Consider the following 23,937-nt stretch of genomic DNA (forward strand, 5'->3'; position numbering starts at 1 on the left):
AAGACCGATGCGTGCTCAGCGGTCGACGTGGGTGAGCGAGCGCAGGCCGCGCTCCAGGTGCCAGTTGGCGAACGCGCTGACCAGGCCGCTGGCCGTCCGTTGCGCCCGCTCGTCGACGTCGCGGGTGGCCGGCCAGTCGCCGGTGAGCAAAGCGGTCAGGTACCTCAACACCACCGGCGCCGGCAGTGCCGAGGCCGGCGGACGGCAGCGCCGGCAGACCATCCCGCCGGCCTGCGGGTTGAACGCCTCGTGCGGCCCCGGCGTCCCGCATTTGGCGCAGTCGGACAAGCTCGGCGCCCAGCCGGCGACGGCCACCGCGCGAAGCAGGTAGGCGTCCATGATCATGGTGGCCGGACGCGGTCCGTCGCTGGTGCCGGCGGTCAGCGCGTTCAGCGCGCCGACCAGCAGCAGGAACTGCTGCAGCGACGGTTCCCGTTCTTCGGCGACCAGCCGGTCGGCGGTTTCCAGGATCACCTGGCCGGTGGTGTAGGCGGTGTAGTCGCCGCCGAGCGGCTCGGGGTAGGCGTGCAGGGTGACCGCCTGGGTGACCACGTCGAGGGTGCGTCCGGTGGCGAATTGGGCGTCGATGTGGCTGAACGGCTCCAGCCGTCCGCCGAACTTCGACGACGTCCGGCGCACACCCTTGGCCACCGCGCGGATCTTGCCGTGCCGGCGCGACAGCAGCGTGATGATCCGGTCGGCCTCACCCAGCTTGTGGGTGCGCAGCACGACCGCCTCGTCGCGATAGGTGGGCACCCGGCCATTCTTGCCCATCGTTCGACCCGGATGCAGCGCGACGCCCGGACGAACGCAGATCGCGGATGTGGGCCAGGCGCTAGTCAGCGACGGTGACGAAGCGCGCCTCGACCAGGCCGGAGACGGTGAGATCCTCGGGCCGGATCTCGATCCCCGCCAGCTCGTCCGCGGCCATCGCCGAACGCATCATGCCGGGTTGCGGCATCCCGAACGTCTCGGCCGCGGGGCGCTCCCGGAGCAGTCCCGGATCCGCCAGCTGCACGAACGCGACCGCGCTCTCGCCGGCCGCCCGGGCCATTGCCAGGGCACGGTCCCGAGCCTGCTCGACAGCCCTGGTCAGGCAGGTGCGGTCCAGTTCGCGCCGGGTGGCGTCGGTGAGCCGCCATTCCACCCAGCGCAGTTCCAGGCCGTCCACCGCACCCAGTCGGGCGGCCAGGTCGGCCAGTGCCGCGAAATCGGTGAAATCGGCCCGCACTTCGGCATTCGCGCGATAGATCGCCGCCTGCTGACGACCGCGGGCCACCGGTCGCCACGACGAGGTCGTGATCGGCCGGACCACGATCTGATCGACCTGACCGGCCTCGTGCAGCCGGGTGAGGTCGGCGTGCAGGCGCTGGACGACCTCGGTCGCTGCCCGCAGTACCTCGTCCTTGTTGCCGCCCTCGGTCTTGGCACCGGCGTGCAGGCGCCCGATCTCGGGCTGGACGGTCTCTTCATGCGTGCCCTGGACGCTGATCTCCATCGCCGCTCCTCTCCGGGTCGAGAGTAGCGGCCACCACCATCCGGCCGGGCAGCACCCGCGTCACGGCGGGACGGGCCTGCACCTCCACCGGCACGATTGCGGGACCCCGCATCGGCGGCTCCGTTTCGGGGTACCGGCCGAAAGCGCGCACCACCACAACCCCGGTGGACGAGGCCGGCGGGTAGTCTGCGGAGGTGCCGAAGCCCGTCCGCCCCCCGGCGCCGCATCCCAGCGGCGCTCGTCCCCCGCACCTGCCGCGCAAGGCGATTCCGGACCATGTCGCAATCGTGATGGACGGCAACGGGCGGTGGGCGAAGGCCCGCAACCTGCCGCGCACCGAGGGCCATGCCCGCGGCGAGGATTCGCTCTTCGACGTGATCGAGGGCGCCATCGAGATCGGGCTGAAGTACCTGTCCGCCTACGCGTTCTCAACGGAGAACTGGCGGCGCTCACCCGACGAGGTGCGCTGGCTGATGGGCTTCAACCGCGACGTCATCCACCGCCGACGCGACCAGTTGGACGCCATGGGCGTCCGGATCCGCTGGGCCGGACGGCGTCCGAAACTGTGGCGATCGGTGATCCGCGAACTCGAGGAGGCAGAGCAGCAAAGCCGGGACAACACCGTCCTGACCCTGCAGTTCTGCGTCAACTACGGCGGCCGCGCCGAGATCGTGGACGCCGCCCGCGCCATCGCGAAGGCCGCCCAGGCCGGACGCCTCGACCCCGATCACCTGACCGAGAAGTCGTTCCGGAAGTTCCTGGACGAGCCGGAGATCCCCGATGTCGACCTGTTCGTCCGCTCGTCCGGCGAGCAACGGACGTCCAACTTCCTGGTCTGGCAGTCCGCTTACGCCGAGATGGTCTTCCTCGACCGGCTCTGGCCCGACTTCGACCGGCGCGACCTGTGGCGGGCGATCGAGCTGTACGCGTCCCGCGACCGGCGCTACGGCGGCGCCCTGCCCAACGTGGTCCGCTAGCGGCGCTCCGGCACGACCAGCCGGGCTCAGTCCGCGCCGAACTCCATCCCGGCGTTGTCGGTGGCCTGCTCGAGTTCGGCGTCCACCACAGTCGCCTCGATCTCGGTGATCCCGCGCGCCGCGCCGGCCTCGAGCTCGCCGACCAGGGAGGACACCGCGCCACCGACCAGGCCGAGATGGGCGTACTGCTCCAGCCGGGTGCGCGAGTCGGCGATGTCGAGGTTGCGCATGGTCAACTGACCGATCCGGTCCACCGGGCCGAAGGCGGCATCGCCGACCCGCTCCATGGACAGCTTCTCCGGGTGGTAGGACAGCGCCGGACCGGAGGTGTCGAGCAGCGAGTAGTCGTCGCCGCGACGCAGCCGCAGAGTCACCGAACCGGTGACCGCCGATCCCACCCAGCGCTGCAGCGACTCGCGCAGCATCAGCGACTGCGGATCGAGCCAGCGGCCCTCGTACATCAGCCGGCCGAGCTTGCGGCCCTCGGCGTGGTAGTTGGCCAGGGTGTCCTCGTTGTGGATGGCGTTCAGCAGCCGCTCGTAGCCGATGTGCAGCAGCGCCATTCCGGGCGCCTCATAGATGCCGCGGCTCTTCGCCTCGATGATCCGGTTCTCGATCTGGTCCGACATCCCGAGCCCGTGCCGGCCGCCGATCGCATTCGCCTCGCGAACCAGGGCGACGGCGTCGGCGAACGTCACGCCGTTGATCGAGACCGGACGGCCCTGCTCGAACTCGAGGGTGACGTCCTCGGTGGCGATCTCGACGGCAGGGTCCCAGAACCGGACGCCCATGATCGGTTCGACGATCTCGATGCCGACGTTCAGCGACTCCAGATCCTTGGCCTCGTGGGTGGCGCCCCAGATGTTGGCGTCGGTGGAGTACGCCTTCTCCTTGGAGTCGCGGTACGGCAGGCCGCGTTCGAGCAGCCACTGGCTCATCTCGGTACGCCCGCCGAGTTCGGTGACGAAGGCGTGGTCGAGCCACGGCTTGTAGATCCGCAGCCGCGGGTTGGCCAGCAGCCCGTAGCGGTAGAACCGCTCGATGTCGTTGCCCTTGTAGGTGGAGCCGTCGCCCCAGATCCAGACCTCGTCATCGCGCATCGCCCGGACCAGCATGGTGCCGGTGACCGCGCGGCCGATCGGGGTGGTGTTGAAGTAGGTGCGGCCGGCGGTGCGGATGTGGAAGGCGCCGCAGACCAGTGCGACCAGGCCCTCCTCGACCATCGCCGCGGTGCAGTCGACCATCCGGTAGACCTCCGCGCCGTAGGCGGCGGCACGTCCCGGGACCGAATCGATGTCGGGTTCGTCGTACTGGCCCAGGTTCGCGGTGTAGGTGCAGGGGATCGACCCCTTCTCGCGCATCCAGGCCACCGCCACCGAGGTGTCCAGACCACCGGAGAAGGCGAGGCCGACACGTTCGCCGAGGGGAAGTTCCGTCAAGACCTTGGGCATGGCCCCGATCCTATGGGCGTCCGGCTTGCGCCAATGACGCAGTCTCACCGCCCCGGAGCAACTCGACCTGGCGCCAGGACCGCCGCCCGGCGTCGGTCAGGATCCGGTCGCTGAGCGCCTCCATCGCCATCCACAACGACTCCTCCAGCGCCGCGGTCGGAATGCCCGGGAACGACACCGCCAACGAGGCGAAACCGTGCACCACGCCCCACATCGTCAAGGTGAGCCGCTGCAGATCCTGCTGCTCGACCAGGCCGGCCGCGACGGCCGACTCGAGATTGACCAGCATCGCCCGCAGACTGGGATCGTCGGCCACCGTGGAGTCGGTCATCACGGTGCGGCCGGCGCCCATGAACAGGACGCGGTACAGCGCCGGATGCTCCCCGGCCCAGTACAGCAGGGCCCGGCCGCGCTGGACGAGCTGCAGGATCGGGGCCGCCTCGACCCCGGCAACGCCCTGCTCGATATGGTCGGCCAGCTTGCGGAACTCGACCTCGCAGGCCTGCCGGAGCAGGTCGGTCTTGGTCGGGAAGTAGTAGTAGAGAGCCGGTGGGGTGCAACCCACTCGCTCGACTACCGCATCGATCGACACAGAGTCGACGTCACCGGTGCCGATCAACAGCTCGATCACGGTTTCCAGGATGTCCTGTCGCAGTTGCCCGCGTGGACGACGCGCCACTTCGTCACCTTTGGTCAACGTCGGAAGTCCCGTCCAAGGGGGGTGATTGCGGGATCCGACCGGGATAGAACTATCAAACATCTTGAGTCACATCAAGTTTCCCGCCAGCGCGTCCGGGCCATCCACCCTGCTGGGGCAGGCGAACGCCTGCCGTCGCGACCGGGGTCGACGCGGCAACCACCTGGCCGACGGTATGACAAAGGGACGGTTCGCGCTCACAGCGAGCGAGAACCGTCCCTTGCGTCACTCAGTCCGTGGACCGGGCGGCACGGTTGATCGCCCCGATCACGGCCTTCTGCGCGGCGGTGGTGATCGACTCGTGCATGCCGACGCCCCAGATCACCCGGGTGTCGTCGCCGTGCCCGATTTCGGTCTCCACGTAGGCCACCGCGACGGCGTCGGTGCCTGAGGACAACGCGTGCGAGGTGTAGTCGAGCACCCGCACCTCGTAGCCGAGGATGCTGACGGCGTCGGCGAAGGCGTCCAGCGCGCCGTTGCCCTCGCCGACCAGGGTCTTCTCGACGCCCTTCACCCGCACGTTGGCGGTCACCGTGTAGCGGCCGCCGTTGGCGATGTCGGGCACGCTGATCAGCTCCAGCGGCTCGGTGTCACTGAGGTACTCGGCGGTGAAGTAGCTCCACAGCTGGTCCGGCGTCACCTCGCCGCCCTCGGCGTCCATGTGCCGCTGGACGACCCGGCTAAACTCCATCTGCAGCCGCCGCGGCAGCTCCATGTGGTGCTCGGACTTCATGATGTAGGCCATCCCGCCCTTGCCGGACTGGCTGTTCACCCGGATCACCGCCTCGTAGCTGCGGCCGACGTCGTGCGGATCGATCGGCAGGTACGGCGCCTCCCAGGGAATCTCGTGAATCCCCTTGCCCTGCGCTCCGGCCTGGTTGGCCAGCGCCTCCAGCCCCTTCTTGATGGCGTCCTGGTGAGAGCCCGAGAAGGCGGTGTAGACCAGGTCCCCCGCGTATGGGTGGCGCGGATGGACCGGCAGGTTGGTGCAGTACTCGACGGTGCGACGGATCTCGTCGATGTCGGAGAAGTCGATCTTCGGGTCGATGCCCTGGCTGAACAGGTTCATGCCCAGGGTCACCAGGCACACGTTCCCCGTCCGTTCGCCGTGGCCGAACAGGCAGCCCTCGACCCGGTCCGCGCCGGCCATCACGCCCAGTTCGGTGGCCGCCACCGCTGTCCCGCGATCGTTGTGCGGGTGCAGCGAGATCGCCACGTGTGCGCGGTTGCGGACGTGACGGGCGAAGTACTCGATCTGGTCGGCGTAGGTGTTGGGCGTGGACCGCTCGACGGTCGCGGGCAGGTTCAGGATAATTTCGCGGCCTTCGGACGGTTGCCAGACGTCCATGACCGCATTGCACACCTCCACCGCGTAATCGGTCGGAGTCTGGGTGAAGATCTCCGGTGAGTACTGGTAGCCGAACTCGACCTCGCCCAGATTCTGCTCGGCGTACTTCATCACCAGCTCGGTGCCCCGGGTGGCCAGTGCGATGCACTGGGCCTCGTCGATACCGAATACCACCCGCCGGAACAGTTCCGCGGTCGCGTTGTACAGGTGGATGGTCGCCCGCTGCGCCCCGATCAGGGACTGGGCGGTGCGTTCGATCAGGTCCTCACGGGCTTGGGTGAGGACGCTGATGGTGACGTCGTCGGGGACGTGTCCGCCGACGATCAGATTCCGGACGAAGTCGAAATCGGTCTGCGAAGCCGAGGGGAAACCCACCTCGATCTCCTTGTAGCCCATCTTCACCAGAAGATCGAACATCTTCTTCTTGCGGGACGGGGTCATCGGGTCGATCAGCGCCTGGTTGCCGTCGCGCAGATCGGTGGAGAGCCAGCGCGGCGCCGCGGTGATCTTCTTGGCCGGCCAGGTGCGATCGGGCAGGTCGACCGGCACGAACGGGGTGTAGCGCTGGAACGGCATCGGCGACGGCTGCTGCACCGGCACAGGCTGGACGCGCGTCCCGAATTGATTGACGGTGGTGGTCATGGTTTCCTCGACGGCTCGATGGGGTTCAGGCACGTGCGAACTCTCCGCAACGAGGAAGCCTGAAGCTAGATCGAGGCCTCGCTGCGGCAGCCAAGGATGAGGCTGAACCGTGACACGCTGGACACCATACCCTATTCGGAAGCTCTCAGCGGTTCGAGGGCGGCCAGCACCAGGTCGAGGCCGAAGAGGAACTCCTCCGCCGGGTCGAAGCCTGCGGCGACCAGGGCCGCGGCGGACTCGTTGAGGTAGGGGAATTCGTCAGCGGGAAGCTGGGGCAGGTACACGTCCTCGACCAGGTCGGCGAGCTCACCGGCGGTATCGAACGGCAGGCCGGCGTCCTGTAGGGCGAAACCGTAGACGTAGCTGTCCAGCAGCCAGGTGGCGTGGGTTGTCATCACTACCGGGAAGCCGGCTCTGCGCAGGCAGGCGGTGATCGCTTCCCGGTGCCGTAGGTGCGCGGGGCCAGGCGATGTCCGCGAGTCCATCAGGGCGATCGCCCAGCGGTGACGGGCCAGAACCTGGCGGGCGGACAGCGCCCGCGTTCGCATCGCCGACTGCCAGTCGGTCTGTTCGGGCGGAAGCTCGATCTCGGCGAACACCAGGTCGATCATCGCGTCCAGCAGTTCCTCTTTGCTCGCCACATAGTGGTAAAGCGACATCGCCCCCGCGCCGAGCGCGCCGGCCAGCCGGCGCATGCTCAGCCCGTCGACCCCCTCGCGGTCGGCCAGCCGGACGGCCTCGACCACCACCCGCTGCTTGCTCAGCCCGGTCTCCGACGTGGCCTGCCGTTCTTCGCTCACCGACACCGACCCCCCAGCTCGCCCTCAATGGCTTGACGAGCGTACATCGTACGGGCATAGTACGGTGTACGACGTACGGTGTACGAGGCTGTCGAACGGACAGTGCGGCCGAGAGGAGACCTTGATGGACATCGCCCGCCAAGCAGCTGCCGGAGCGGCCCTGGCGCCGGCGACAGGCCCGGCCGGGACGGCGACCATGCGGGCAGCCGTCCAGCAGCACTACGGTCCGCCGTCGGTGCTCGAGTCGTCCGAGGTCGCGCGACCGCGGCCCGGTCGAGACGATGTGCTCGTCCGGGTGGGCGCCGCCTCGGTGCATCCTGGCGACTACTTCGTGATGACCGGTGAGCCCTATCTGGTGCGCCTGGTGTTCGGGCTTCGCCGGCCGCGCCACGGCATCCCGGGCAGGGACTTCGCCGGCGTGGTGGCAGCGGTCGGCACCGGAGTCACTGCTTTGCGGCCCGGCGCGGAGGTGTTCGGCTGGAGCACCGCCGGCACCCTCGCGGAGTACGCCTGCGTACCGGCGCAGAATCTCGTGCCCGCGCCCACCAACTCCTCGATGGTGGAGGCGGCAGCGGTGCCCACGTCGGCCATCACGGCATTGCAGGCGTTGCGTGACATCGCGAACGTTCGACCGGGCCAGACGGTGCTCATCACCGGCGCCTCGGGCGGCGTGGGCTCCTTCGCCGTACAGATCGCCAAGGCGTTCGGCGCCGAGGTGACGGGCGTGTGCAGCAGCTGCAACGTCGAGTTGGTCCGGTCGCTCGGCGCCGATCATGTCGTCGACTACACCACGACCGACTTCACCCGGACCGGAAAGCGCTACGACGTCATCCTCGACAACGTGGAAGGTCATGCCCTGGCGGCTGTCCGCCGAGTGCTCACGCCCACCGGCACGCTGATCCCTAACAGCGGACGCGGCGGCCGATGGTTCGGCCCCCTCGGTCGGATCCTCAAGGCGCACGTGCTGTCCGGCTTCACTCGTCAGCGGCTGAAACCCTTCACCTCCCTCGGCAGGCAACAGGACCTGCGCACCCTGGCCGACCTGCTCACCGCCGGGCAGGTGACGCCCGTCATCGACCGCACCTACCCGCTCGACGCAGCAGCCGACGCCCTCCGCTACGTCGCCGCCGGTCACACCCGGGGGAAGGTGGTGATCACGCTCTGACGACCGGCGAGAACCACCCGAACCGTGCCTACGCCCGCCCAGACCTGCCGCCACCGCGGCGCAGAACCGCTCTCTCGAAAGAAGAACCGATGACCATCCGAACGAACACCCCGGACCTACTCGCCAGCCCGCCGATCCCCGTGCAAGCCAAGATCGCCGCCGCCTGGACCAGCTTCATGTTCCTCTACGTCTACGTCGACGTCCTCAACTTCTACAAGCCCGGCGTCGTCGACAGCATCCTGAACGGCCTGATGTGGGAATTCGAGGTCAGCCCGACCCTGGTGACCGTCGTGCTGGTGCTGTTGTCGATCCCGGCCGTGATGGTGGTGCTCGCCATGGCCCTGCCCGCCCGGGTGAACCGCGCCACCAATCTGGTCGTGGCAACGCTCTACATCCCGTTCACGGTCTTCAACGCGGCAGGGTCGACCTGGGAGTGGGCCACCTTCTACGCCATCTCCATCGGAACCGAGGTGCTGCTGCTGGCCTTCATCCTGCGCTCCGCCTGGACCTGGCCGCGAAGCGCCGGCGTGCCAACCCCTTCGGCACCGACCGAACGTCGACAGGACATTTTGAGCTAGGGAAGCGGCTGATCAATCATGTTCCGGCTGCGGCGCACCCGACGACCATCGCCGGTTGAGCTTGTCGAAACCCCGTTGCGCCAGGGTCTCGGCAAGCTCGACCAGCGATGGATCAGCTCTCCCCGAGGTATCCAGCGAGGCCCGCAGCGGTGGTTCAGCGGAAGCCGAACAGGGGCGGGACGAGGACGGCGACCGCTGCGGCCCAGGTGAGGTAGACCGGGACGAAGGCGGTTTGCCAGGACTCCAGGCGGCCGAAGGCGGCGCGCCCGCGCAGGAAGCGCCAGTGCAGCCACGCTGCGCCGGCGAGGTTGGCCAGCAGGATCAGATTGAGGCCCAGCGAGGCGATCTTGTTCGGGCTGGCGCCGAAGCTGCCGATTCGTCCGATCATCGCGATCAGCACCAGCAGGTCGACCACCAGCGCCGCGACCACCAGGACCAGTTGCAGGGCTTCGAACCAGCCGGGACGGGCGAACGGGTCCCGGGCGGAAAGCGCGTAGAGCAACAGCCCGAGCACGATCACCAGGACCAGGTCGAAGACGATCAGCAGGTCGCGCTGTCCGAAGACCCGCAGCGCGCCCTGCGACGGCTGGATCAGGTTCCCCTGAGCCAGGCCGACCCCGATGAAGACCAGCAGCAGCACCGCGAACAACGGGGTGAACACCCTGGTCAGGACGGGAGCGATGTTCTCGATCACGCTCTGCTTGGCCTCCACCAGGACGCCGGCGACGACCACCGCACCGGCCAGGCCGCAGGGCAGCACCCATTCCTCGACGACGCGGGAGGCGTCCAGCCCGACGGCGCTGAAGACGCCGGTGGTGGCTGCGATCAGGACGCCGCCGCCGAGTCCGATCAGCACCAGGTAGACCGCCCATTCGCCGGTGAACCGGATGAAGTCCATCCGCGTCCGTGCGCTGACGACATCGCCGCCGGCATAGGCGATGCCGACCACCAGCCACAGCACGACGGCGATGTGCACGGGGGTCAGGAAGGCGGTCATGCCCTGCGGCACGAACGGGTAGAGATTGACCACCAGCGCCGCCGCCGCGAACGAGGCGGCGACCAGCGCGATGGTGCCCGCCGAGGCCCGGCGCCGCACCAGGAACCAGCCAGCCAGGAACGGCAGCACCAGCACCGCCAGATTCGGCGCGTAGAAGTCACCGCCGGCACCGAACCCGATGCCGAACAGGGCCGGCACCTTGATCGCCACCGCAGCCAGGACGGCGACCGCGACCGCGAGCACCACCTCGCGCCGGCGCTCAGGGACGTCACCGGAGACGACGAGCTGCTTCCACAGTCGATCGGAATGCTCGTGGGCATACTCGCGGGAAAGCTCGTCCAAGGCACCCAGCCGGCGGATCGCGACCAGGAACGCCTCCTCCCCCGCCAGGCCCGAGTCGGTCAGTGCGTCCACCTGATCCCGCAGGTGCGCCTCCAACTCGGCCACATCGCCGGGCGCGATGGCCGCCCGACCGGTCAGGTAGTGGCGCCACGACTCGATCTGCGACTCCACCGCGGCGTCCATCTCAGGCCTCACCCAGCGCGATCGCACTGCCGGAACGCTCGTCCCAGACCCGGGAGAGCGCCTCGCTGACCACCGCCCACTGCCGCCGCTGCTCAGCGAACGCGGTCCGACCGCCGGCGCTCAGCCGGTAATGCTTGCGCGGCCGTCCGGACGGCGAGGCACCCCAGGACGACTCGACGTGCCCGTGGCGCTCGAGCCGGTGTAGCAGCGGGTAGAGCATCCCGTCGCTCCACTCCAGTTCGCCCCCGGAGAGCTCGCCGACCCGCTGCAGGATCGCGTAGCCGTACGATTCGCCCTCGGCCAGGATGCCGAGCACAAGTGGTGTCGCGGCCGCCGCCACCAGGTCCTTGCCGATCCGCACGACGCCTCCATACCCCGCAGTTCTATGTACCTTGCAGATCAATGTACCTTGCAGTTCAAGGTGTTCGGCTGCGTCCCGAACTGTCGGTGGCGTCGGGCAGGATGCCGTCATGCGGTTTCCCGACTCCGCCCGCAGGGTTCGACTGGCCCGGCGGCATGCGCTGCATCCCGCCTACCGGCTCGACGAGGCCACCGCGATCGCCCGCTCGCTGGTGGCCTACCACGCCACCGACGCGTCCACGGTGCATCTGGCGGCGGCCGCGCGAATGCGGCAACCCAGCGTGGCCGCGGTGGAGCGCGCGCTGTACGACGACCGGAGGCTGGTCAAGCAGCTGGCGATGCGGCGCACCCTGTTCGCCTTCCCGGTCGAGATGCTGCCGGCGGTCTGGGGCAGCGCGGCCGCTCGGGTCGCCGTCCAGCAATACGCGCAGCTGGCGCGCGATCTGGAGCGGCACGGCGTCTCCGACGACGGAGCGGGCTGGATCGAGCGAGCCCGGGCGGCGGTGCTGGAGAGGCTGTCCGACGGCGGGGAACTGACGGCCCGCGAGTTGCGCGAGGGGCTGCCGGCCCTGCACGGCCGCACTCGGGTGACCACCGGATCGCGGTGGGATCTGGCCGACGTGCCGTTCGCGCCCCGGCTGCTGACCCTGCTGGGCGCCGAGCACCGGATCGTCCGGGCGCACAACGAAGGGCACTGGCGGACGTCCCGGCCACGCTGGACGCTGACCGAGACCTGGCTGGCCCAGGTGCCTGAGCCGCTGCCGGCCGCGGACGGCTACGCCGTGTTGGTGCGGGAGTGGCTGGCGAGGTTCGGACCGGGCACCGAGGCCGATCTGGTCTGGTGGCTGGGCGCCACCAAGGCCGCGGTTCGCTCCGCGCTGGTCGCCGTGGACGCCCGGCCGGTCACCCTCGATTCGGGTGCCACCGGGTACCTGCTGCCGGACGACGACCAGAACGAGGACGAGCCCGCCGAGCCGTGGGCAGCGCTGCTGCCCACCCTCGACCCGACCCTGATGGGCTGGCGCGAGCGGGACTTCTATGTGGCGCCCGACCTTGTCCCACACCTGTTCGACAGCAACGGCAACGGCGGCACCACCGCCTGGCTGAACGGCCGGGTGGTGGGCTGCTGGGTGCAGGACGAGCAGGCTCGCGTCCGCGTGATCCCCTGCGCGCCGCTGGCTGCGGCGTCCGCCGAGCTTCTGGAGGCCGAGGCCGAACGGCTGACCACCTTCCTGGACGGGGTGGTGATCAGCAACGTCTACAAGTCCCGGATGATGAAGGGCGAACCGCTGCCCTGAGTCCGGGCCGGGGCGTCCTGGGCAGGTGCCGATCCTCAGCCGGCCGGCGGCTCAGATCCCGGCAGTTCGACGCCCCACACCGCGGAACCCTCGTCGCCGGTGAGGGCGGTGTCGGTGGCGTCCGCGGCGCCGTCGGCATCCGGCAGGTAGCCGCGTGCCTGGAGACGCGAGAGCCCGGTCAGCTGCAGCAGATCGATCGCCATCGACCGCATCACCGACAGCATCACATTGCGTCGCCAGTCGGTGACGCTCGCCTCACCGGGCGCACACCGGCCCGCCAACTCGATCGCCAGCCGCCGCGCTCGATGCGGCGGGTTCCAGTGCCGGACCGATCCCGACATCGCATGCAGGTCGGCCGCCGTCTGCTCCATCAGGGACGAGATGTCGAGCATCGCACCGTGCTCGTCGACGATCCCCCGGCTCTGCCGCAGCAGCATCTCGGTGGTGTGCACAGCACGGTTGCTCAGGTCGAGTTGCCTGCCCAACTCGTCGACCTGTTCCCGGTACCGGCGCAGCGTGGGGCTGAGCCCGACGATGTCGGCTGAGGACTGCCAGGCCGTCCGGGTGTCGTCGACCATGGTCTGGACGCCCCGAAGCTGGGCATGCGCATCGCGCAACCGCTCGCGGTTACCCTCGCGGAGGCCCTCAGCCAGCATGGTGTAGGTGGTGGCGAGTTCGGCGAGCAGGTTCGCGACATACCGGCGCGGACGCGACACGATGTCCCCGGGCAGCAGCACGGTCACCAGCAACGCCACCGCGGCGCCGATCAGGGCATCCAGCAGTCGAGACGGGCCGGCACCGGTCATCTGGCTGAGCATGGTGCCCATCCCGACCACCACCATGGCGTTCACGCCGGCCTGGATGGTGAACAGATCGCCGCGATCCAGGACGCGGGCGATCAGGGCGGCGATGGGCAGTCCCAATGCCAGCTGCCAGCCGCCGGCGCCCGCAGTGGCCAGGATCAGCTCGCCGATGGCGACGCCGATCGCTACCCCGGCGCCGATCTCCAGCACCTTGCGGGGTACCCGGTTGTAGGTGAAGCCGAGACAGATCCAGGACGCGATCGGGGCGAAGAACGGGGTCGGGTGCCCCAACGCCTCGTGCGCGATCACGTAGGCGATCCAGGCGGCGAACCCCGCGGTCAGAATCGGCACCAGCGAGCCCCGCATCCGGCGGAGACCCTGCCGCAGGCCGAGTTCGGCCAGCACCAGCCGGCGCCGGAAGTCCACCCGGTTCCAGGCGTCCTCAGCCAGGTGGGTGACGTTCTCGGCCAGATGACTGACGTTCTCAGCGGCGCGATGGGTGACGTTCCCGGCCAGGTGCGTAACGTTCTCGGCCAGGTGCGTGACATTTTCGGCGGCGCGATGCGTGACATTCCCGGCGAGATGGGTGACGTTGGCCGCGAGGTCCGAGATCCGGTGTCGCGGATCGTCGCCGCCCTCGGCGTGCGTCTCGCTGCTCCCGCCGGTCACGTCGCGTTCCCGGTCTGTCACTCGCCTCAGCCTACTGGCTGGCGCCCGCCGTCCAGCGCTCCGGTCCACCGGCGGAGGGTTCGGCGGGGAGGGACCGAAGGGCACATCGAAGGCATGGCAGGCGCACAGGATGCGCACAGGATCCCGGCCCAAGCTCGGCCCCATGAGCAGCTGGCAGACCCCACAGGTACCGCGTCCGGACGACCCGGCGTGGACTCCCGCATCATCCACGACCACCGGCACCCCGCCCGGCGGCCACCTGCCCGGCAACGTCTTCGGAGCCCCGCCCGCACCCCCCGTGGCGGCGCCGCGGCGCTCGCGGGCGGCGATGTTCCTCGCCTCCACCGCATTGGCCGCGGTGGTCGGTGCCGGCGCCGGGATCGGCGGCTACGCCTGGCTCGGCACCTCGGGGCTGGCCAGTGCCCCGGTCAGCGCGGTGCCGGTGGCCCAGCCGTCCACCCTGGACGGCTCGGTGACCGCCGCCGCCAAGAAGATCTCGCCCTCGGTGGTCACCATCACGGTGCGGACCGCCCGGGGCACCAGCATCGGGAGCGGCGTCGTTCTGGACGCCTCGGGACACATCCTGACCAACGATCACGTGGTGTCCAGCGGCGGCTCGTCGGCCAACCCGACCAGCACCGGGAGCTCGGCCGGCAGCATCACGGTCACCTTCGAGGACGGCTCCACAGCGTCGGCGAGCGTGGTGGGCACATCGCCTCTCAACGACCTCGCGGTGATCAAGGTCAGCGGGGCGAAAGCGGGTCAACTCGTCCCGGCGACGTTCGCGAAGACGTCCTCGGTGGTGGTCGGCCAGTCCGTGGTGGCGGTCGGGGCCCCGCTCGGCCTCAGTGAGACCGTGACCAGCGGCATCGTGTCGGCGACCGCCCGTCCGGTTCGCTCAGGCACCACGGGGCAGGCGGTCTACCAGGCCGTCCAGACCGATGCCGCGATCAACCCGGGCAACTCGGGAGGCCCGCTGGTCAACCTCAACGGCCAGGTGATCGGGATCAACGCCGCGGGCGCCTCGCTCAGTGACTCCTCCGAATCGGGCAACATCGGACTCGGCTTCGCCATCCCGTCCGATGTCGCCGTCCGGATCGCCAACGAGCTGATCGAGCACGGCACCGCGGCGGACGCCGTCCTCGGGGTGAAGCTGCAGACCGGCGACTCCAGCACCGACACCACCGCGGACGGCGTCCAACTCGCCGGGGTGACCGACGGCGGCCCCGCCCAGGCCGCCGGACTGCGGGCCGCAGACGTGGTCACCTCGGTCGACGGGGTCAACACCACCACCGCCGACGGCCTGATCGCGGCGATCCGGTTCCACGCTCCCGGCTCCACCGTCACCGTCGGCTACCTCCGCGACGGCCGCTCCGGAACCGCCCAGGTCACCCTGGCCTCCAGCTGACGCCGGACCACCGCCCCCCGAGAGGGCCCTCCCTAACTACCTGTGCCCTCCCACATGCGGGAGGGCACAGGTAGTTAGGCAGGGGCATACCCGGTAGGGGGAACGGCGGGACGCGGTTCGGTCGGGTCAGGGTCAGGTCAGGCGGAGCGGGCCAGCAGCCGTCCGGACGGCTCCACCAGGTCGTGGCCGTCGAACACGGTCTTGCCGGCCAGCACCGTCCGCCGGACACTGCCCGAGAGCACCCGGCCGGTGTAGGCGGTCAGCTTGTTGCGGTGCGCCAGCCGGCTGCCGTCGATGGCGATCTCGCGTCCGGGCTGGTACCAGATCAGGTCGGCGTCGGCGCCCGCCTCGATGGCGCCCTTGCCCTTCACCCCGGCCACCCGGGCTGGGCCGGCCGACATCCAGGCGCTCACCTGCGGCAGCCCGATGCCCCGCTCGGCGGCGGCGTCCACCATGGACGGGAAGGTCACCTGCAAGCTGGACACCCCGCCCCAGGCCTGGGACAGGTCGCCGCCGCCCTTGGTCTTCTCCTCCACGGTGGACGGCGAGTGGTCCGACACCACGCAGTCCAGGACGCCGGCCAGCAGTCCCTGCCACAGCTCGCGCTGGTTGCCCGGATCGCGGATCGGCGGGCAGCATTTGAACTCGGCGGCGCCGTCGGGAACATTCTCGGAGTCGAAGATCAGGTAGTGGGGGCAGGTTTCGGCGGTCACCGGCAGGCCCTCGGCCCGGGCCGCCGCGATCGGTTCCAGGGCTCGGGCGCTGGACACGTGCAGGATGTGCGCCCGGGTGCCGTGCCGGCGAACCTGCTCGATCACGTTCTGCACTGCGCGCACCTCGGCCTCCGGCGGGCGGGACTCCACGAAATCGGTGTAGCGGCGGCTGGACCAGGCCGGGATCGAGCCCAGCACGTCCGGATCCTCGGCGTGCACGATCATCAGCCCGCCGAAGCCGGCCACCTCGGCCATCGCCGCGGCGAACGCCGCACCGCCGAGCGGCGGGAACTCGGGCACCCCGGAGTCGACCAGGAAGCACTTGAATCCGTAGACCCCCTGCTGCCACAGCTCCTCCAGCCGGCCGAGGTTGTCCGGCACCGCGCCGCCCCAGAGGCCGACGTCGACGAAGATCTTGCCTGACGCCACCGCCCGCTTCACCGCCAGCGCGTCGCTGTCGACGGTCGGCGGGATGGAGTTCAGCGGCATGTCGACGATGGTGCCGATGCCGCCGTAGGCGGCCGCCTCGGTAGCGCTGGCGAAGCCCTCCCACTCGGTGCGGCCCGGCTCGTTGACATGGACGTGACAGTCGACGTTGGCGGGCAGCATGATCGCCTCGTCGGGCACGTTGATCACCAGCGTGCCGGTGGCCGAATGCCCGGCGTCGCAGGACGCGTCCATGGCCAGCGCGGCCCGCAGCTCGTCCCCGGTGCGGACGGCGGTGATCAGGCCGGTGTCGGTGTCCACCTCGACGTCGGCCGGCACCAGGGCGGACCCGACCAGGGCCTGGCGGGAGCGGAAGATCTTACGCATGCGGGCTCCGATCCGTGGTCAGTACGGTGCGGGTTGCGGTGGCGAACGCCTCCACGGCCAAGGCGACATCCCAGACCGTGACGGCCTCGCCGGGAGCGTGGGAGATGCCGTCCTCACAACGGATGAACAGCATGCCGACATCGGTCACGCCGGCCATCACCATCGCGTCGTGACCGGCCTTGCTGTACAGCCTGGGCACCGGTCCGGCAGCCGGCTCGGCGGCGACCACGGCGTCGTCGACGGCCGTCATCAGCCAGTCCGCGCAGACCACCGCACGCGCCCGGTGCTCCTCCACCCAGTGGAAGTTGAGGTTCCGCTCGGCGCAGACCCGCCCGATGGTGTCGCGGATCTCGTCCCAGCCGGCGTCTCGTTGGGCGTCGGTCTCGGCGCGCAGGTCCAGGCTGAACTCGACCCTGCCGGGCACCACGTTGACCGCGCCCGGGAAGGCCTCGATCTCGCCGACGGTGCCGATGATGTCGCGGCGCTTGGCGATCGACTCGATCGCCAGGACGGCGAAACTGGCGCCGACCAGGGCGTCCCGGCGGCGGTCGTAGGGGGTGCCGCCGGCGTGCCGGGCTTCGCCGGTCACCGTCAGCGAGATCCGGCGGGCGCCGGCGATCGAGGTGACCACGCCCAGCGGACGCGCCTGCGCTTCGAGTAGCGGACCCTGCTCGATGTGCGCCTCCAGGTAGGCGACCAGTTCGTCGGGACGCCGGGCCGCGTTGTGCACCTTCGCCGGGTCGAGCCCGAAGTCCTTGAACGCCTGCCGCAGGGTGGTGCCGCGGTCGTCGGTCTGGTCGAGCCAGGCGTCCTCCCACTCGCCGGCGACCGGTTTGCTGCCGAGCATGGTCTGCGGGAAGCGGGTGCCCTCCTCGTCGCTGAAGGCCACCACCTCCAAGGCATAGGGCATCTCGGGCATCTCCGCCCGCAACAGCTCGGCGACCTCGATGCCGAGCACCACGCCCAGCGGTCCGTCGTAGCGCCCGGCGTCGGGGACCGTGTCGATGTGCGAGCCGAGCATCACCGCCGGCAGTCCGGGCTGACGACCCTCCATCCGGCCGACCAGGTTGCCGGCGGCGTCGATCCGGGTGCGCAGCCCGGCGGCGGTCATCCAGCGCCCGACCAGGGCGTTCGCCCAGGCGTGCTGCGAGGTCAGGTGGAAGCGGTGGATGCTGCCTTTGACCGCGCTCAGGGTGGCCAGTTCGTCGCACCGGTCGTAGGCGCGCCGGCCCGCTGCCAGCATCCGCTCACTGCTGGCTGCCGGAGCCTCGGTGGCCGGCCCACTCGGCGCGTCCGCCCTCATCGGCCGTACACCTCTTTGGCGGCCGCCACGCCCGCACCGGCGGTCGGGCTGGTGCCGGCGGCTCGCAGCACCTGCTCGAGCGCCGCCAGCGTGGTCAGCACGGTGTCGGTGCGGGCGTTGTAGCCCATCGTCCCGATCCGCCAGACCTTGCCGTGCAGCGGCCCGAACGAGGTGCCGATCTCGATCGCGAAGTCGGTGAGCAGCCCGGCCCGGACGGCGTCGCCGTTCACCCCGTCGGGAATGTGGACGGCGACCACGTTGTGCATCTTGTACCGCTGGTCGCCGAACAGCTCCAGGCCGAGTGCGACCAGCCCCGCGGTCATCGCCCGGCCGTGCAGTTCGTGCCGGGCGACCGCGGCGTCCATCCCCTCGGCGACCAGCAGCCGGGCGCATTCCCGGGCGCCGTAGAGCATCGAGGTGGCTTCGGTGTGGTGGTTGAGCCGGCGCGGACCCCAGTAGTCGAGGACCATGCCGAGGTCGAAGTAGTTGGACGCGATCCGGGCACCGAGCGCCACGTCGTCGTCCTCCCGGATGCCGGCCTCGATGTGCCGGCGACCCCGGATCACCTCGACCGCGGCGTCCGACAGGCTGATCGGCGAACTGCCGGACGGCCCGCCCAGGCACTTCTGCAGGCCGGCGGATGCGGCGTCCAGTCCCCAGGCGTCCATCTCGAAGGCGTTGCCGCCCAGCGAGGCGGTGATGTCGGAGTAGAGCAGGACGCCGCGGGCGCGGCACAGGGCACCGAGATCGGCCAGCGGCTGGCACATGGTGGTCGAGGTGTCGCCCTGCACGATGGCCAGCACCTTCGGCTGGACGCGGTCGAGGGCGGCCTCGATCTCCTCGGCGGTGAAGACCGTGCCCCACTCCCGCTCGATCGTGTGCACCTGCGCGCCGCAGCGCTCGCCGATCTCGGCCAGCAGCTGCCCGAACCGTCCGGCGACCGGAACCAGCACCCGGTCGCCCGGCTCGAGCAGCGAGACCAGGATCGCCTCGATGCCGGCCCGCGAGGTGCCGTCCACCAGCAGGGTGGCGTCGTTGGCCGTCCGGAACACCTGCCGGTAGAGCTCTTGGGTCTCGGCCATGTAGCCGGTCATCACCGGGTCGTACTGCCCCACCAGCCCGGCCGACATCGCCCGCAGCACCCGCGGGTCGGCGTTGATCGGGCCCGGCCCCATCAGCAGCCGGTGCGGGGGGTTGACGGTAGCGACGCTCATGCAGTTCCTCATTCGGTTGGTGGGACGGCCCGGCCGCGGTGACCCGACCAGGTGACGGCGAAGGTGACCAGCGCGGCCAGCGCCGGTCCCAGCGCGAGATGCACGCGCAGCAGCAGGGCGCCGGCCAGCGCGCCCAGCATGATCATCAGCACGGCGGTGCCGCGGCGGCGCCAGTGCGAGCCCGAGCCGTTGCCCAGGAACGAATCCGCCGACAGCGCGGTGATCGTCGAGGTGACCACCACGGTGGTGACGTCCTTGACCGCGACCTGCCGGGCGGCGGCGGCCTGGGCACCCATCGCCGCGCCGAGCAGCGTGGTGACGACCAGCCGACGGGGCTCGTCCAGGCCGGGCAATGCCAGCAGGACGGTCAGCGCGGCCAGGCAGACGCCCACGCCGGCGAGAATGCGCGTGGTGGCCACCGACCAGCCGGTGCCGAAGCGCCGCAGCAGTCGGCCGCCGAGCGCGGCGCCGCCGGCGAAGCCGAGCAGGGCGAGCACCGGTCCGAGCACCGGCAGGCCGTCGGCCCCGGTGACCGCCATCGCCAGGATCACCACATTGCCGGTCATGTTGCCGGTGAACACCCGGTCGAGGCCGAGGTAGCCCACGGCGTCCACGATTCCGGTGGAGAAGGTGAGGGCCAGCATCAGGGTCGTGTGCGAGGCCGCCCCAGCCGCCGGCGACGCGACGCGCTCCGCCGATCCGGTCACTGGCACGACGACCTCCTGGGCTTCCGGACGGCGTCCGGCCTCGGGCGGTAGCGGCGTTGCGACCGATGGCTTCTCCTGGCCGAAGCGAGCCGGACCGGGGTTCGGTGCGCTACAGTCGGGACTTGGTCAGACCAACATACCAAGGCTGATCCGAGGGCGCCAACCGATCCCACCCGCCGGCAGAACCGACGATCGACAAGCAAGGACAGGCATGAACCTCACCGTCCCGCGACCGCGCACCATCAGCGCAGAGGTCGCCGCCAGCCTCGAACGGCACATCGCCGACGACCTGGCGCCCGGCGACAAGCTGCCGCCCGAACGGGAACTGTGCGCGACGCTGCAGGTTTCCCGGGCCACCCTGCGCGAGGCGCTGCGTGCCCTGGAGGACCGCGGGCTGATCGAGCGGCGCCCGGGCCGGGGCACCGTCGTCCGGCGCCCACCGGAACCGGCGCTGACGCTGGACTTCACCCCGTTCGCCGACGCCGGTCCGGACGAGTTCGCCCAGGTCGCCGAACTGCGCCGGCTGGTCGAACCGCACGTCGCCGCGCTGGCGGCCCAGCGCGCCACCGACCTCGACCTGGCCCAGCTCGACGACATCCTCCGGGAGAGCCACGCCGGGCTGACCGCCGAGGAATCGCTGCGGCTCGACGTGGAGTTCCACCGCCGGCTCGCCGTCGCCACCGGCAACCCGCTGCTGGTCGGGGTCTGCGAAGCGATGAACAACCTGGTGCACGAGGTCCGGCTGCGTTCCCACCTGGCCCGGGAGGGACGCCGCAACTCGATCGAAGGACACCAGCGCCTGTACGCGGCACTGGCCGCGGGTGACCCGGAGTCGGCCCGGCTCGCCATGCACGCCCACCTCGGCGAGGTCGGCGAGCTGATCGCCGGCCTGGACGACCTGCTGCGCTCGGAGCCGGAACTGTGACCGCGCTCGCCCACGGCGTGGCCGGGCCGGTGCTGCAGCGCGGTGCCGGCGAACTGCCCGGCGACCACTACCTGAGCGCCGAGCCCGATCACCTGCTCTGGGGACGGCTGCCCTGCGCGTCCGACCCCGCGATGCTGAGCGTGGCCTCCGGCGAGACCGTCACCATCGACACGCTGTCCCACGAAGGGGTGCTCGAGGACCAGGGGCGGGATCCGGTCAGCTTCTTCGGCCGCCACGGCGTCCGGGCCGACCAGGTGCTGACCGAGGCGGTCGACCTGGCCCGGTCTGCGCGTGGGCACGATCCGGCGGTGGACGGTCCGCACCTGGTCACCGGCCCGATCGAGGTGCGTGGCGCCGCGGTCGGCGACCTGCTGGCGATCACCGTGCTGCGGCTGGACCGGCGGGTGCCCTACGGGGTCATCTCGAACCGGCACGGCCGCGGTGCGCTGCCCGGCGAGATGCCGTCCGGGCCGGAGAATGTGAGCGTCTTCACCCCGGTGGTGGAGACGCCCGAAGGCGCGTTCGGTGAGCTGCCGCTGGTCGAGGGCGGGCCGGGCGCGGTGCGGTTCCCGCTGCAGCCGTTCCTCGGGGTGATGGGCGTGGCCGCCGCCGGCGGCGTGCGGCCCCACTCGGTGCCCCCGGGTTCGCACGGTGGCAACATCGACATCAATCTGCTGGTCGAGGGCTCGACGCTGTACCTGCCGGTGCAGGTGGCCGGCGCCCTGGCCTATGTCGGCGATCCGCACTTCGCCCAGGGCGACGGCGAGGTGGCGTTGACCGCACTGGAGGCGTCGCTGCGGGCGACCGTCAGGTTGGACGTGGTGCCGGCGTCCGCGGCGGTCGAGCGGTTCGGCGAGTTCACCGGACCGCTGGCCGAGACCCGCGAGTTCCTGATCCCGACCGGCCTGGACGCCGACCTGGACGTCGCCGCGGCCAACTGCGTGCGGGCGGCTTTGGGGCTGCTGCAGGCCCGCTACGGGATGGACCCGCACCTCGCCTACGCCTATCTGAGCGCCGCCACCGACTTCAACATCTCCCAGGTGGTCGACCTGGTCAAGGGCGTCCACGCCCGGATCAGGAAGGCGGACTTCGGTGGCTGAGCCGGATCCGGCGCCCGTCGAGACCCAGCCGCTGGTCGAGCCTGTCGAGACCTCACCCAGCTCCCCGTTGGTCGAGCCTGTCGAGACCCAGCCCAGCTCCCCGCTGGTCGAGCCCGTCGAGACCCAGCCGCTGGTCGAGCCTGTCGAGACCCAACCCAGCTCCCCCCTGGCCGAGCTTGTCGAGACCCTGAACACGATGGTCACCGACGCACCCCCCGGCCTGCTGGACGCTTTCGCCGCCTACGAACTGGCGCTCGGCGCCGACGACCTGGCGGCCATGGACGAGCTGTTCACCGACGCACCCGACACCCTCCGCGGCGATCCCGGCGGGCTGTTAGTCGGACATGCCGCGATCCACGACTTCCGGGCGGTCCGCCGCGGTGCGCCACCCCGCCGGCTGGTCGACGTCCGGGTGTTCCCGCTGTCCGAGGACGCCGCCGGCGTGGTGGCGGTCACCGCACCCAACCGTGGCGGCCGGGGGCTGCAGACGCAGCTGTGGCAACGCGGCACCGACGGCGCCTGGCGGGTCCGGACGGCGCACGTCGCACCTCCCCCGCCGACCTTCGACCGGGCCGTGTGGCGAGTGGCCGGGGACCCGCTGGCACCGCCGTCCGGCAGCGGCATCCTGGACGGCGAAACGGTCGCGGTGAAGGACCTGTTCGCGGTGGCCGGTCACCCGATCGGGGCCGGTGTCCCGGCCTTCCTGGCCGAGGCGTCCGTCGAGGCCACGGACAGTGCAGCGGTGGCGCGGCTGCGGGCAGCCGGGGCGTCCGTGGCCGGTATCGCCCGGACCGACCAGTTCGCCTACAGCCTGGCCGGCGACAACCCGCACTACGGGACGCCGGTGAACCCGGTGGTCCCGGGCGGGCTGCCGGGCGGCTCGTCCAGCGGTAGCGCAACGGCGGTGTCGCTCGGTGCGGCGTCCATCGGGCTGGCCACCGACACCGGCGGCTCGGTGCGCATCCCGGCCAGCTATCAAGGCTTGTGGGGCTGGCGTTCGACGCATGGCGCGGTCTTCGCCGAAGGGCTGCTGCCGCTCGCCCCGGACTTCGACACCGTCGGGGTACTGACCCGCTCCCCCGACCTGCTGGGTCGCGCCGCGGCGGTGCTGCTGGATTCGTCGGCGCGGCACCCGGAGCGGTCCGAAGGAACCGTCCCCGCGGTCCACCTGGTCGGCGGCCTACCCATCCTCGAACCCGGCGTCGCGGAGCATTTCCAGAGCTGGGCCGCGACCCGGCTGCCCGGTGCGTCCCGCGTCCGGCTGCCCGATCTGGACGCCGCCGCCGAAGCCTTCCGAGTGCACCAGGCGTTCCAGGCCTGGCAACAGCACGGCGACTGGGTGGCCGCTCATCCGGATGCGCTCAAGGGTGCCGCCGGCGAGCGGTTCGCCGCGGCGTCCGCGATCACGCCCGATGAGGACGCTGCCGCTCGGGCCGTCCTGGGCGAACTGCGCCGGACGCTCGACGACGCGCTCGGCGAGGCCGTCCTGGTGCTGCCGTCGGCCGCCGGTCCGGCACCCCGGGTGTGGTCGTCCGCCGAGTCCGTCGACGCCCATCGCAAAGCCAACTTCCGGCTGACCTGCATCGCGGGGATCACCGGACGCCCCGCCGTCAGCGCTCCGCTGCTCGAGACGTCCGGCGGGCCGCTCGGGGTGTGCCTGGTCGGGCCGCGTGACAGCGATCCGGCCCTGATCGCACTCGCCGCCACCCTGGTTTGACTGGGACTGGCTCACCCCCAACCCCTCCCTAACTACCTGTGCCCTCCCTCATGTGGGAGGGCACAGGTAGTTAGGGAGGGCGTAGTGGCGGCGGGTTGACGGCCGCGAGCACCTGGGTGGGTCGATCATGCCCAGCACCCACACCTGGGTGATCCGATCGACTGAAGTGGGCAATCGTCACCGATCAACGGCGGGTGCGGCGTCCGTAGCGTCGTGGGAGTCCACTTAC

Annotated in this window: 21 protein-coding genes; 8 read left to right on the forward strand and 13 right to left on the reverse strand. The window is 70.7% G+C overall.

Annotation, left to right across the window (positions count from 1 at the left end; translation table 11 throughout):
• Window positions 1-15: 15 nt before the first annotated feature.
• Together recO and QM711_RS04630 are read right to left on the reverse strand one after the other, a co-directional pair.
• Window positions 16-756, reverse strand: coding sequence for a DNA repair protein RecO (gene recO / locus QM711_RS04625; protein ID WP_415096703.1), 741 nt, complete (start codon window positions 754-756; stop codon window positions 16-18).
• Window positions 757-835: 79 nt separating this feature from the next.
• Window positions 836-1,498 (reverse strand): SIMPL domain-containing protein, encoded by a 663-nt coding sequence (locus tag QM711_RS04630; protein ID WP_415096705.1) that lies wholly within the window; start codon window positions 1,496-1,498, stop codon window positions 836-838.
• 194 nt (window positions 1,499-1,692) lie between these two features.
• Here QM711_RS04630 and QM711_RS04635 point away from each other — a divergent pair, with 194 nt between their 5' ends.
• Window positions 1,693-2,475: an isoprenyl transferase gene (locus QM711_RS04635; RefSeq protein WP_415096707.1), complete on the forward strand. Its 783-nt coding sequence runs from the start codon at window positions 1,693-1,695 to the stop codon at window positions 2,473-2,475.
• Window positions 2,476-2,501: 26 nt separating this feature from the next.
• On the opposite strand, the gene argG is transcribed toward QM711_RS04635, so the two are convergent.
• From argG to QM711_RS04655, 4 genes are all read right to left on the reverse strand, one after another.
• A complete protein-coding gene (gene argG, locus QM711_RS04640; RefSeq protein WP_415096709.1) occupies window positions 2,502-3,926 on the reverse strand; it encodes an argininosuccinate synthase in 1,425 nt (474 codons plus the stop codon).
• Between the two features lie 10 nt (window positions 3,927-3,936).
• On the reverse strand, window positions 3,937-4,605 hold the full coding sequence (locus QM711_RS04645; protein WP_415096711.1) for a TetR/AcrR family transcriptional regulator: 669 nt from the start codon (window positions 4,603-4,605) through the stop codon (window positions 3,937-3,939).
• A 247-nt stretch (window positions 4,606-4,852) separates the two neighbouring features.
• The gene (leuA, locus tag QM711_RS04650; protein WP_415096892.1) at window positions 4,853-6,613 is read right to left on the reverse strand and encodes a 2-isopropylmalate synthase; all 1,761 of its coding nucleotides are present in this window, start codon (window positions 6,611-6,613) and stop codon (window positions 4,853-4,855) included.
• 131 nt (window positions 6,614-6,744) lie between these two features.
• Window positions 6,745-7,413 (reverse strand): TetR/AcrR family transcriptional regulator, encoded by a 669-nt coding sequence (locus tag QM711_RS04655; protein ID WP_415096713.1) that lies wholly within the window; start codon window positions 7,411-7,413, stop codon window positions 6,745-6,747.
• A 124-nt stretch (window positions 7,414-7,537) separates the two neighbouring features.
• Between QM711_RS04655 and QM711_RS04660 the strand changes: the two genes are divergently transcribed.
• Window positions 7,538-8,578: an NAD(P)-dependent alcohol dehydrogenase gene (locus QM711_RS04660; protein ID WP_415096715.1), complete on the forward strand. Its 1,041-nt coding sequence runs from the start codon at window positions 7,538-7,540 to the stop codon at window positions 8,576-8,578.
• An 89-nt stretch (window positions 8,579-8,667) separates the two neighbouring features.
• Window positions 8,668-9,156 carry a DUF6326 family protein gene (locus tag QM711_RS04665; protein WP_415096717.1) on the forward strand — a complete coding sequence of 163 codons (489 nt, stop codon included), beginning with the start codon at window positions 8,668-8,670 and terminating at the stop codon, window positions 9,154-9,156.
• A gap of 154 nt (window positions 9,157-9,310) precedes the next feature.
• Here the strand turns inward: QM711_RS04665 and QM711_RS04670 are convergent, their stop codons facing one another.
• Together QM711_RS04670 and QM711_RS04675 are read right to left on the reverse strand one after the other, a co-directional pair.
• Window positions 9,311-10,678, reverse strand: coding sequence for a permease prefix domain 1-containing protein (locus tag QM711_RS04670; RefSeq protein ID WP_415096719.1), 1,368 nt, complete (start codon window positions 10,676-10,678; stop codon window positions 9,311-9,313).
• Window position 10,679: 1 nt separating this feature from the next.
• Entirely contained in the window at window positions 10,680-11,039 is a 360-nt protein-coding gene (locus QM711_RS04675; RefSeq protein WP_415096721.1) for a PadR family transcriptional regulator, read from the reverse strand.
• 109 nt (window positions 11,040-11,148) lie between these two features.
• On the opposite strand from QM711_RS04675, the gene QM711_RS04680 reads away from it, so the two are divergent.
• Complete coding sequence (locus tag QM711_RS04680) at window positions 11,149-12,336, forward strand: winged helix DNA-binding domain-containing protein (RefSeq protein ID WP_415096723.1); 1,188 nt, start codon at window positions 11,149-11,151, stop codon at window positions 12,334-12,336.
• Between the two features lie 35 nt (window positions 12,337-12,371).
• Here QM711_RS04680 and QM711_RS04685 read toward each other — a convergent pair whose 3' ends face one another.
• Entirely contained in the window at window positions 12,372-13,829 is a 1,458-nt protein-coding gene (locus tag QM711_RS04685; RefSeq protein ID WP_415096725.1) for an FUSC family protein, read from the reverse strand.
• Between the two features lie 142 nt (window positions 13,830-13,971).
• Between QM711_RS04685 and QM711_RS04690 the strand changes: the two genes are divergently transcribed.
• Window positions 13,972-15,216: a S1C family serine protease gene (locus QM711_RS04690; protein WP_415096728.1), complete on the forward strand. Its 1,245-nt coding sequence runs from the start codon at window positions 13,972-13,974 to the stop codon at window positions 15,214-15,216.
• Between the two features lie 137 nt (window positions 15,217-15,353).
• Here QM711_RS04690 and allB read toward each other — a convergent pair whose 3' ends face one another.
• Genes allB through QM711_RS04710 form a run of 4 tightly spaced genes read right to left on the reverse strand, consistent with a single transcriptional unit; the run spans window position 15,354 to window position 19,972 of the window.
• The gene (gene allB / locus QM711_RS04695) at window positions 15,354-16,742 is read right to left on the reverse strand and encodes an allantoinase AllB (RefSeq protein WP_415096730.1); all 1,389 of its coding nucleotides are present in this window, start codon (window positions 16,740-16,742) and stop codon (window positions 15,354-15,356) included.
• Entirely contained in the window at window positions 16,735-18,045 is a 1,311-nt protein-coding gene (locus tag QM711_RS04700; protein ID WP_415096732.1) for an allantoate amidohydrolase, read from the reverse strand. The genes allB and QM711_RS04700 overlap by 8 nt, the downstream gene beginning before the upstream one ends.
• Window positions 18,042-19,259, reverse strand: coding sequence for a pyridoxal-phosphate-dependent aminotransferase family protein (locus tag QM711_RS04705; protein ID WP_415096734.1), 1,218 nt, complete (start codon window positions 19,257-19,259; stop codon window positions 18,042-18,044). The genes QM711_RS04700 and QM711_RS04705 overlap by 4 nt, the downstream gene beginning before the upstream one ends.
• 8 nt (window positions 19,260-19,267) lie before the next feature.
• Window positions 19,268-19,972 (reverse strand): YoaK family protein, encoded by a 705-nt coding sequence (locus tag QM711_RS04710; protein WP_415096736.1) that lies wholly within the window; start codon window positions 19,970-19,972, stop codon window positions 19,268-19,270.
• 205 nt (window positions 19,973-20,177) lie between these two features.
• Here QM711_RS04710 and QM711_RS04715 point away from each other — a divergent pair, with 205 nt between their 5' ends.
• Genes QM711_RS04715 through QM711_RS04725 form a run of 3 tightly spaced genes read left to right on the forward strand, consistent with a single transcriptional unit; the run spans window position 20,178 to window position 23,708 of the window.
• Window positions 20,178-20,891, forward strand: coding sequence for a FadR/GntR family transcriptional regulator (locus QM711_RS04715; protein WP_415096738.1), 714 nt, complete (start codon window positions 20,178-20,180; stop codon window positions 20,889-20,891).
• Window positions 20,888-21,991, forward strand: a complete 1,104-nt coding sequence (locus QM711_RS04720) for an acetamidase/formamidase family protein (protein WP_415096740.1) — start codon at window positions 20,888-20,890, stop codon at window positions 21,989-21,991. Before QM711_RS04715 ends, QM711_RS04720 begins: the two co-directional genes overlap by 4 nt.
• Entirely contained in the window at window positions 21,984-23,708 is a 1,725-nt protein-coding gene (locus tag QM711_RS04725; RefSeq protein ID WP_415096742.1) for an AtzH-like domain-containing protein, read from the forward strand. The genes QM711_RS04720 and QM711_RS04725 overlap by 8 nt, the downstream gene beginning before the upstream one ends.
• The last annotated feature ends 229 nt before the right edge of the window (window positions 23,709-23,937 follow it).

The organism is Micropruina sp., assembly GCF_047602385.1.
Taxonomy (GTDB): domain Bacteria; phylum Actinomycetota; class Actinomycetes; order Propionibacteriales; family Propionibacteriaceae; genus Micropruina.

Coding starts and splice junctions, on each gene's coding strand:
- argG (WP_415096709.1), bottom strand. CDS start 3,926: ATGCCCAAGGTCTTGACGGAACTTCCCCTCGGCGAACGTGTCGGCCTC.
- QM711_RS04715 (WP_415096738.1), top strand. CDS start 20,178: ATGAACCTCACCGTCCCGCGACCGCGCACCATCAGCGCAGAGGTCGCC.
- QM711_RS04700 (WP_415096732.1), bottom strand. CDS start 18,045: ATGAGGGCGGACGCGCCGAGTGGGCCGGCCACCGAGGCTCCGGCAGCC.
- allB (WP_415096730.1), bottom strand. CDS start 16,742: ATGCGTAAGATCTTCCGCTCCCGCCAGGCCCTGGTCGGGTCCGCCCTG.
- QM711_RS04630 (WP_415096705.1), bottom strand. CDS start 1,498: ATGGAGATCAGCGTCCAGGGCACGCATGAAGAGACCGTCCAGCCCGAG.
- QM711_RS04660 (WP_415096715.1), top strand. CDS start 7,538: ATGGACATCGCCCGCCAAGCAGCTGCCGGAGCGGCCCTGGCGCCGGCG.
- QM711_RS04670 (WP_415096719.1), bottom strand. CDS start 10,678: ATGGACGCCGCGGTGGAGTCGCAGATCGAGTCGTGGCGCCACTACCTG.
- QM711_RS04680 (WP_415096723.1), top strand. CDS start 11,149: ATGCGGTTTCCCGACTCCGCCCGCAGGGTTCGACTGGCCCGGCGGCAT.
- QM711_RS04665 (WP_415096717.1), top strand. CDS start 8,668: ATGACCATCCGAACGAACACCCCGGACCTACTCGCCAGCCCGCCGATC.
- QM711_RS04690 (WP_415096728.1), top strand. CDS start 13,972: ATGAGCAGCTGGCAGACCCCACAGGTACCGCGTCCGGACGACCCGGCG.
- leuA (WP_415096892.1), bottom strand. CDS start 6,613: ATGACCACCACCGTCAATCAATTCGGGACGCGCGTCCAGCCTGTGCCG.
- QM711_RS04705 (WP_415096734.1), bottom strand. CDS start 19,259: ATGAGCGTCGCTACCGTCAACCCCCCGCACCGGCTGCTGATGGGGCCG.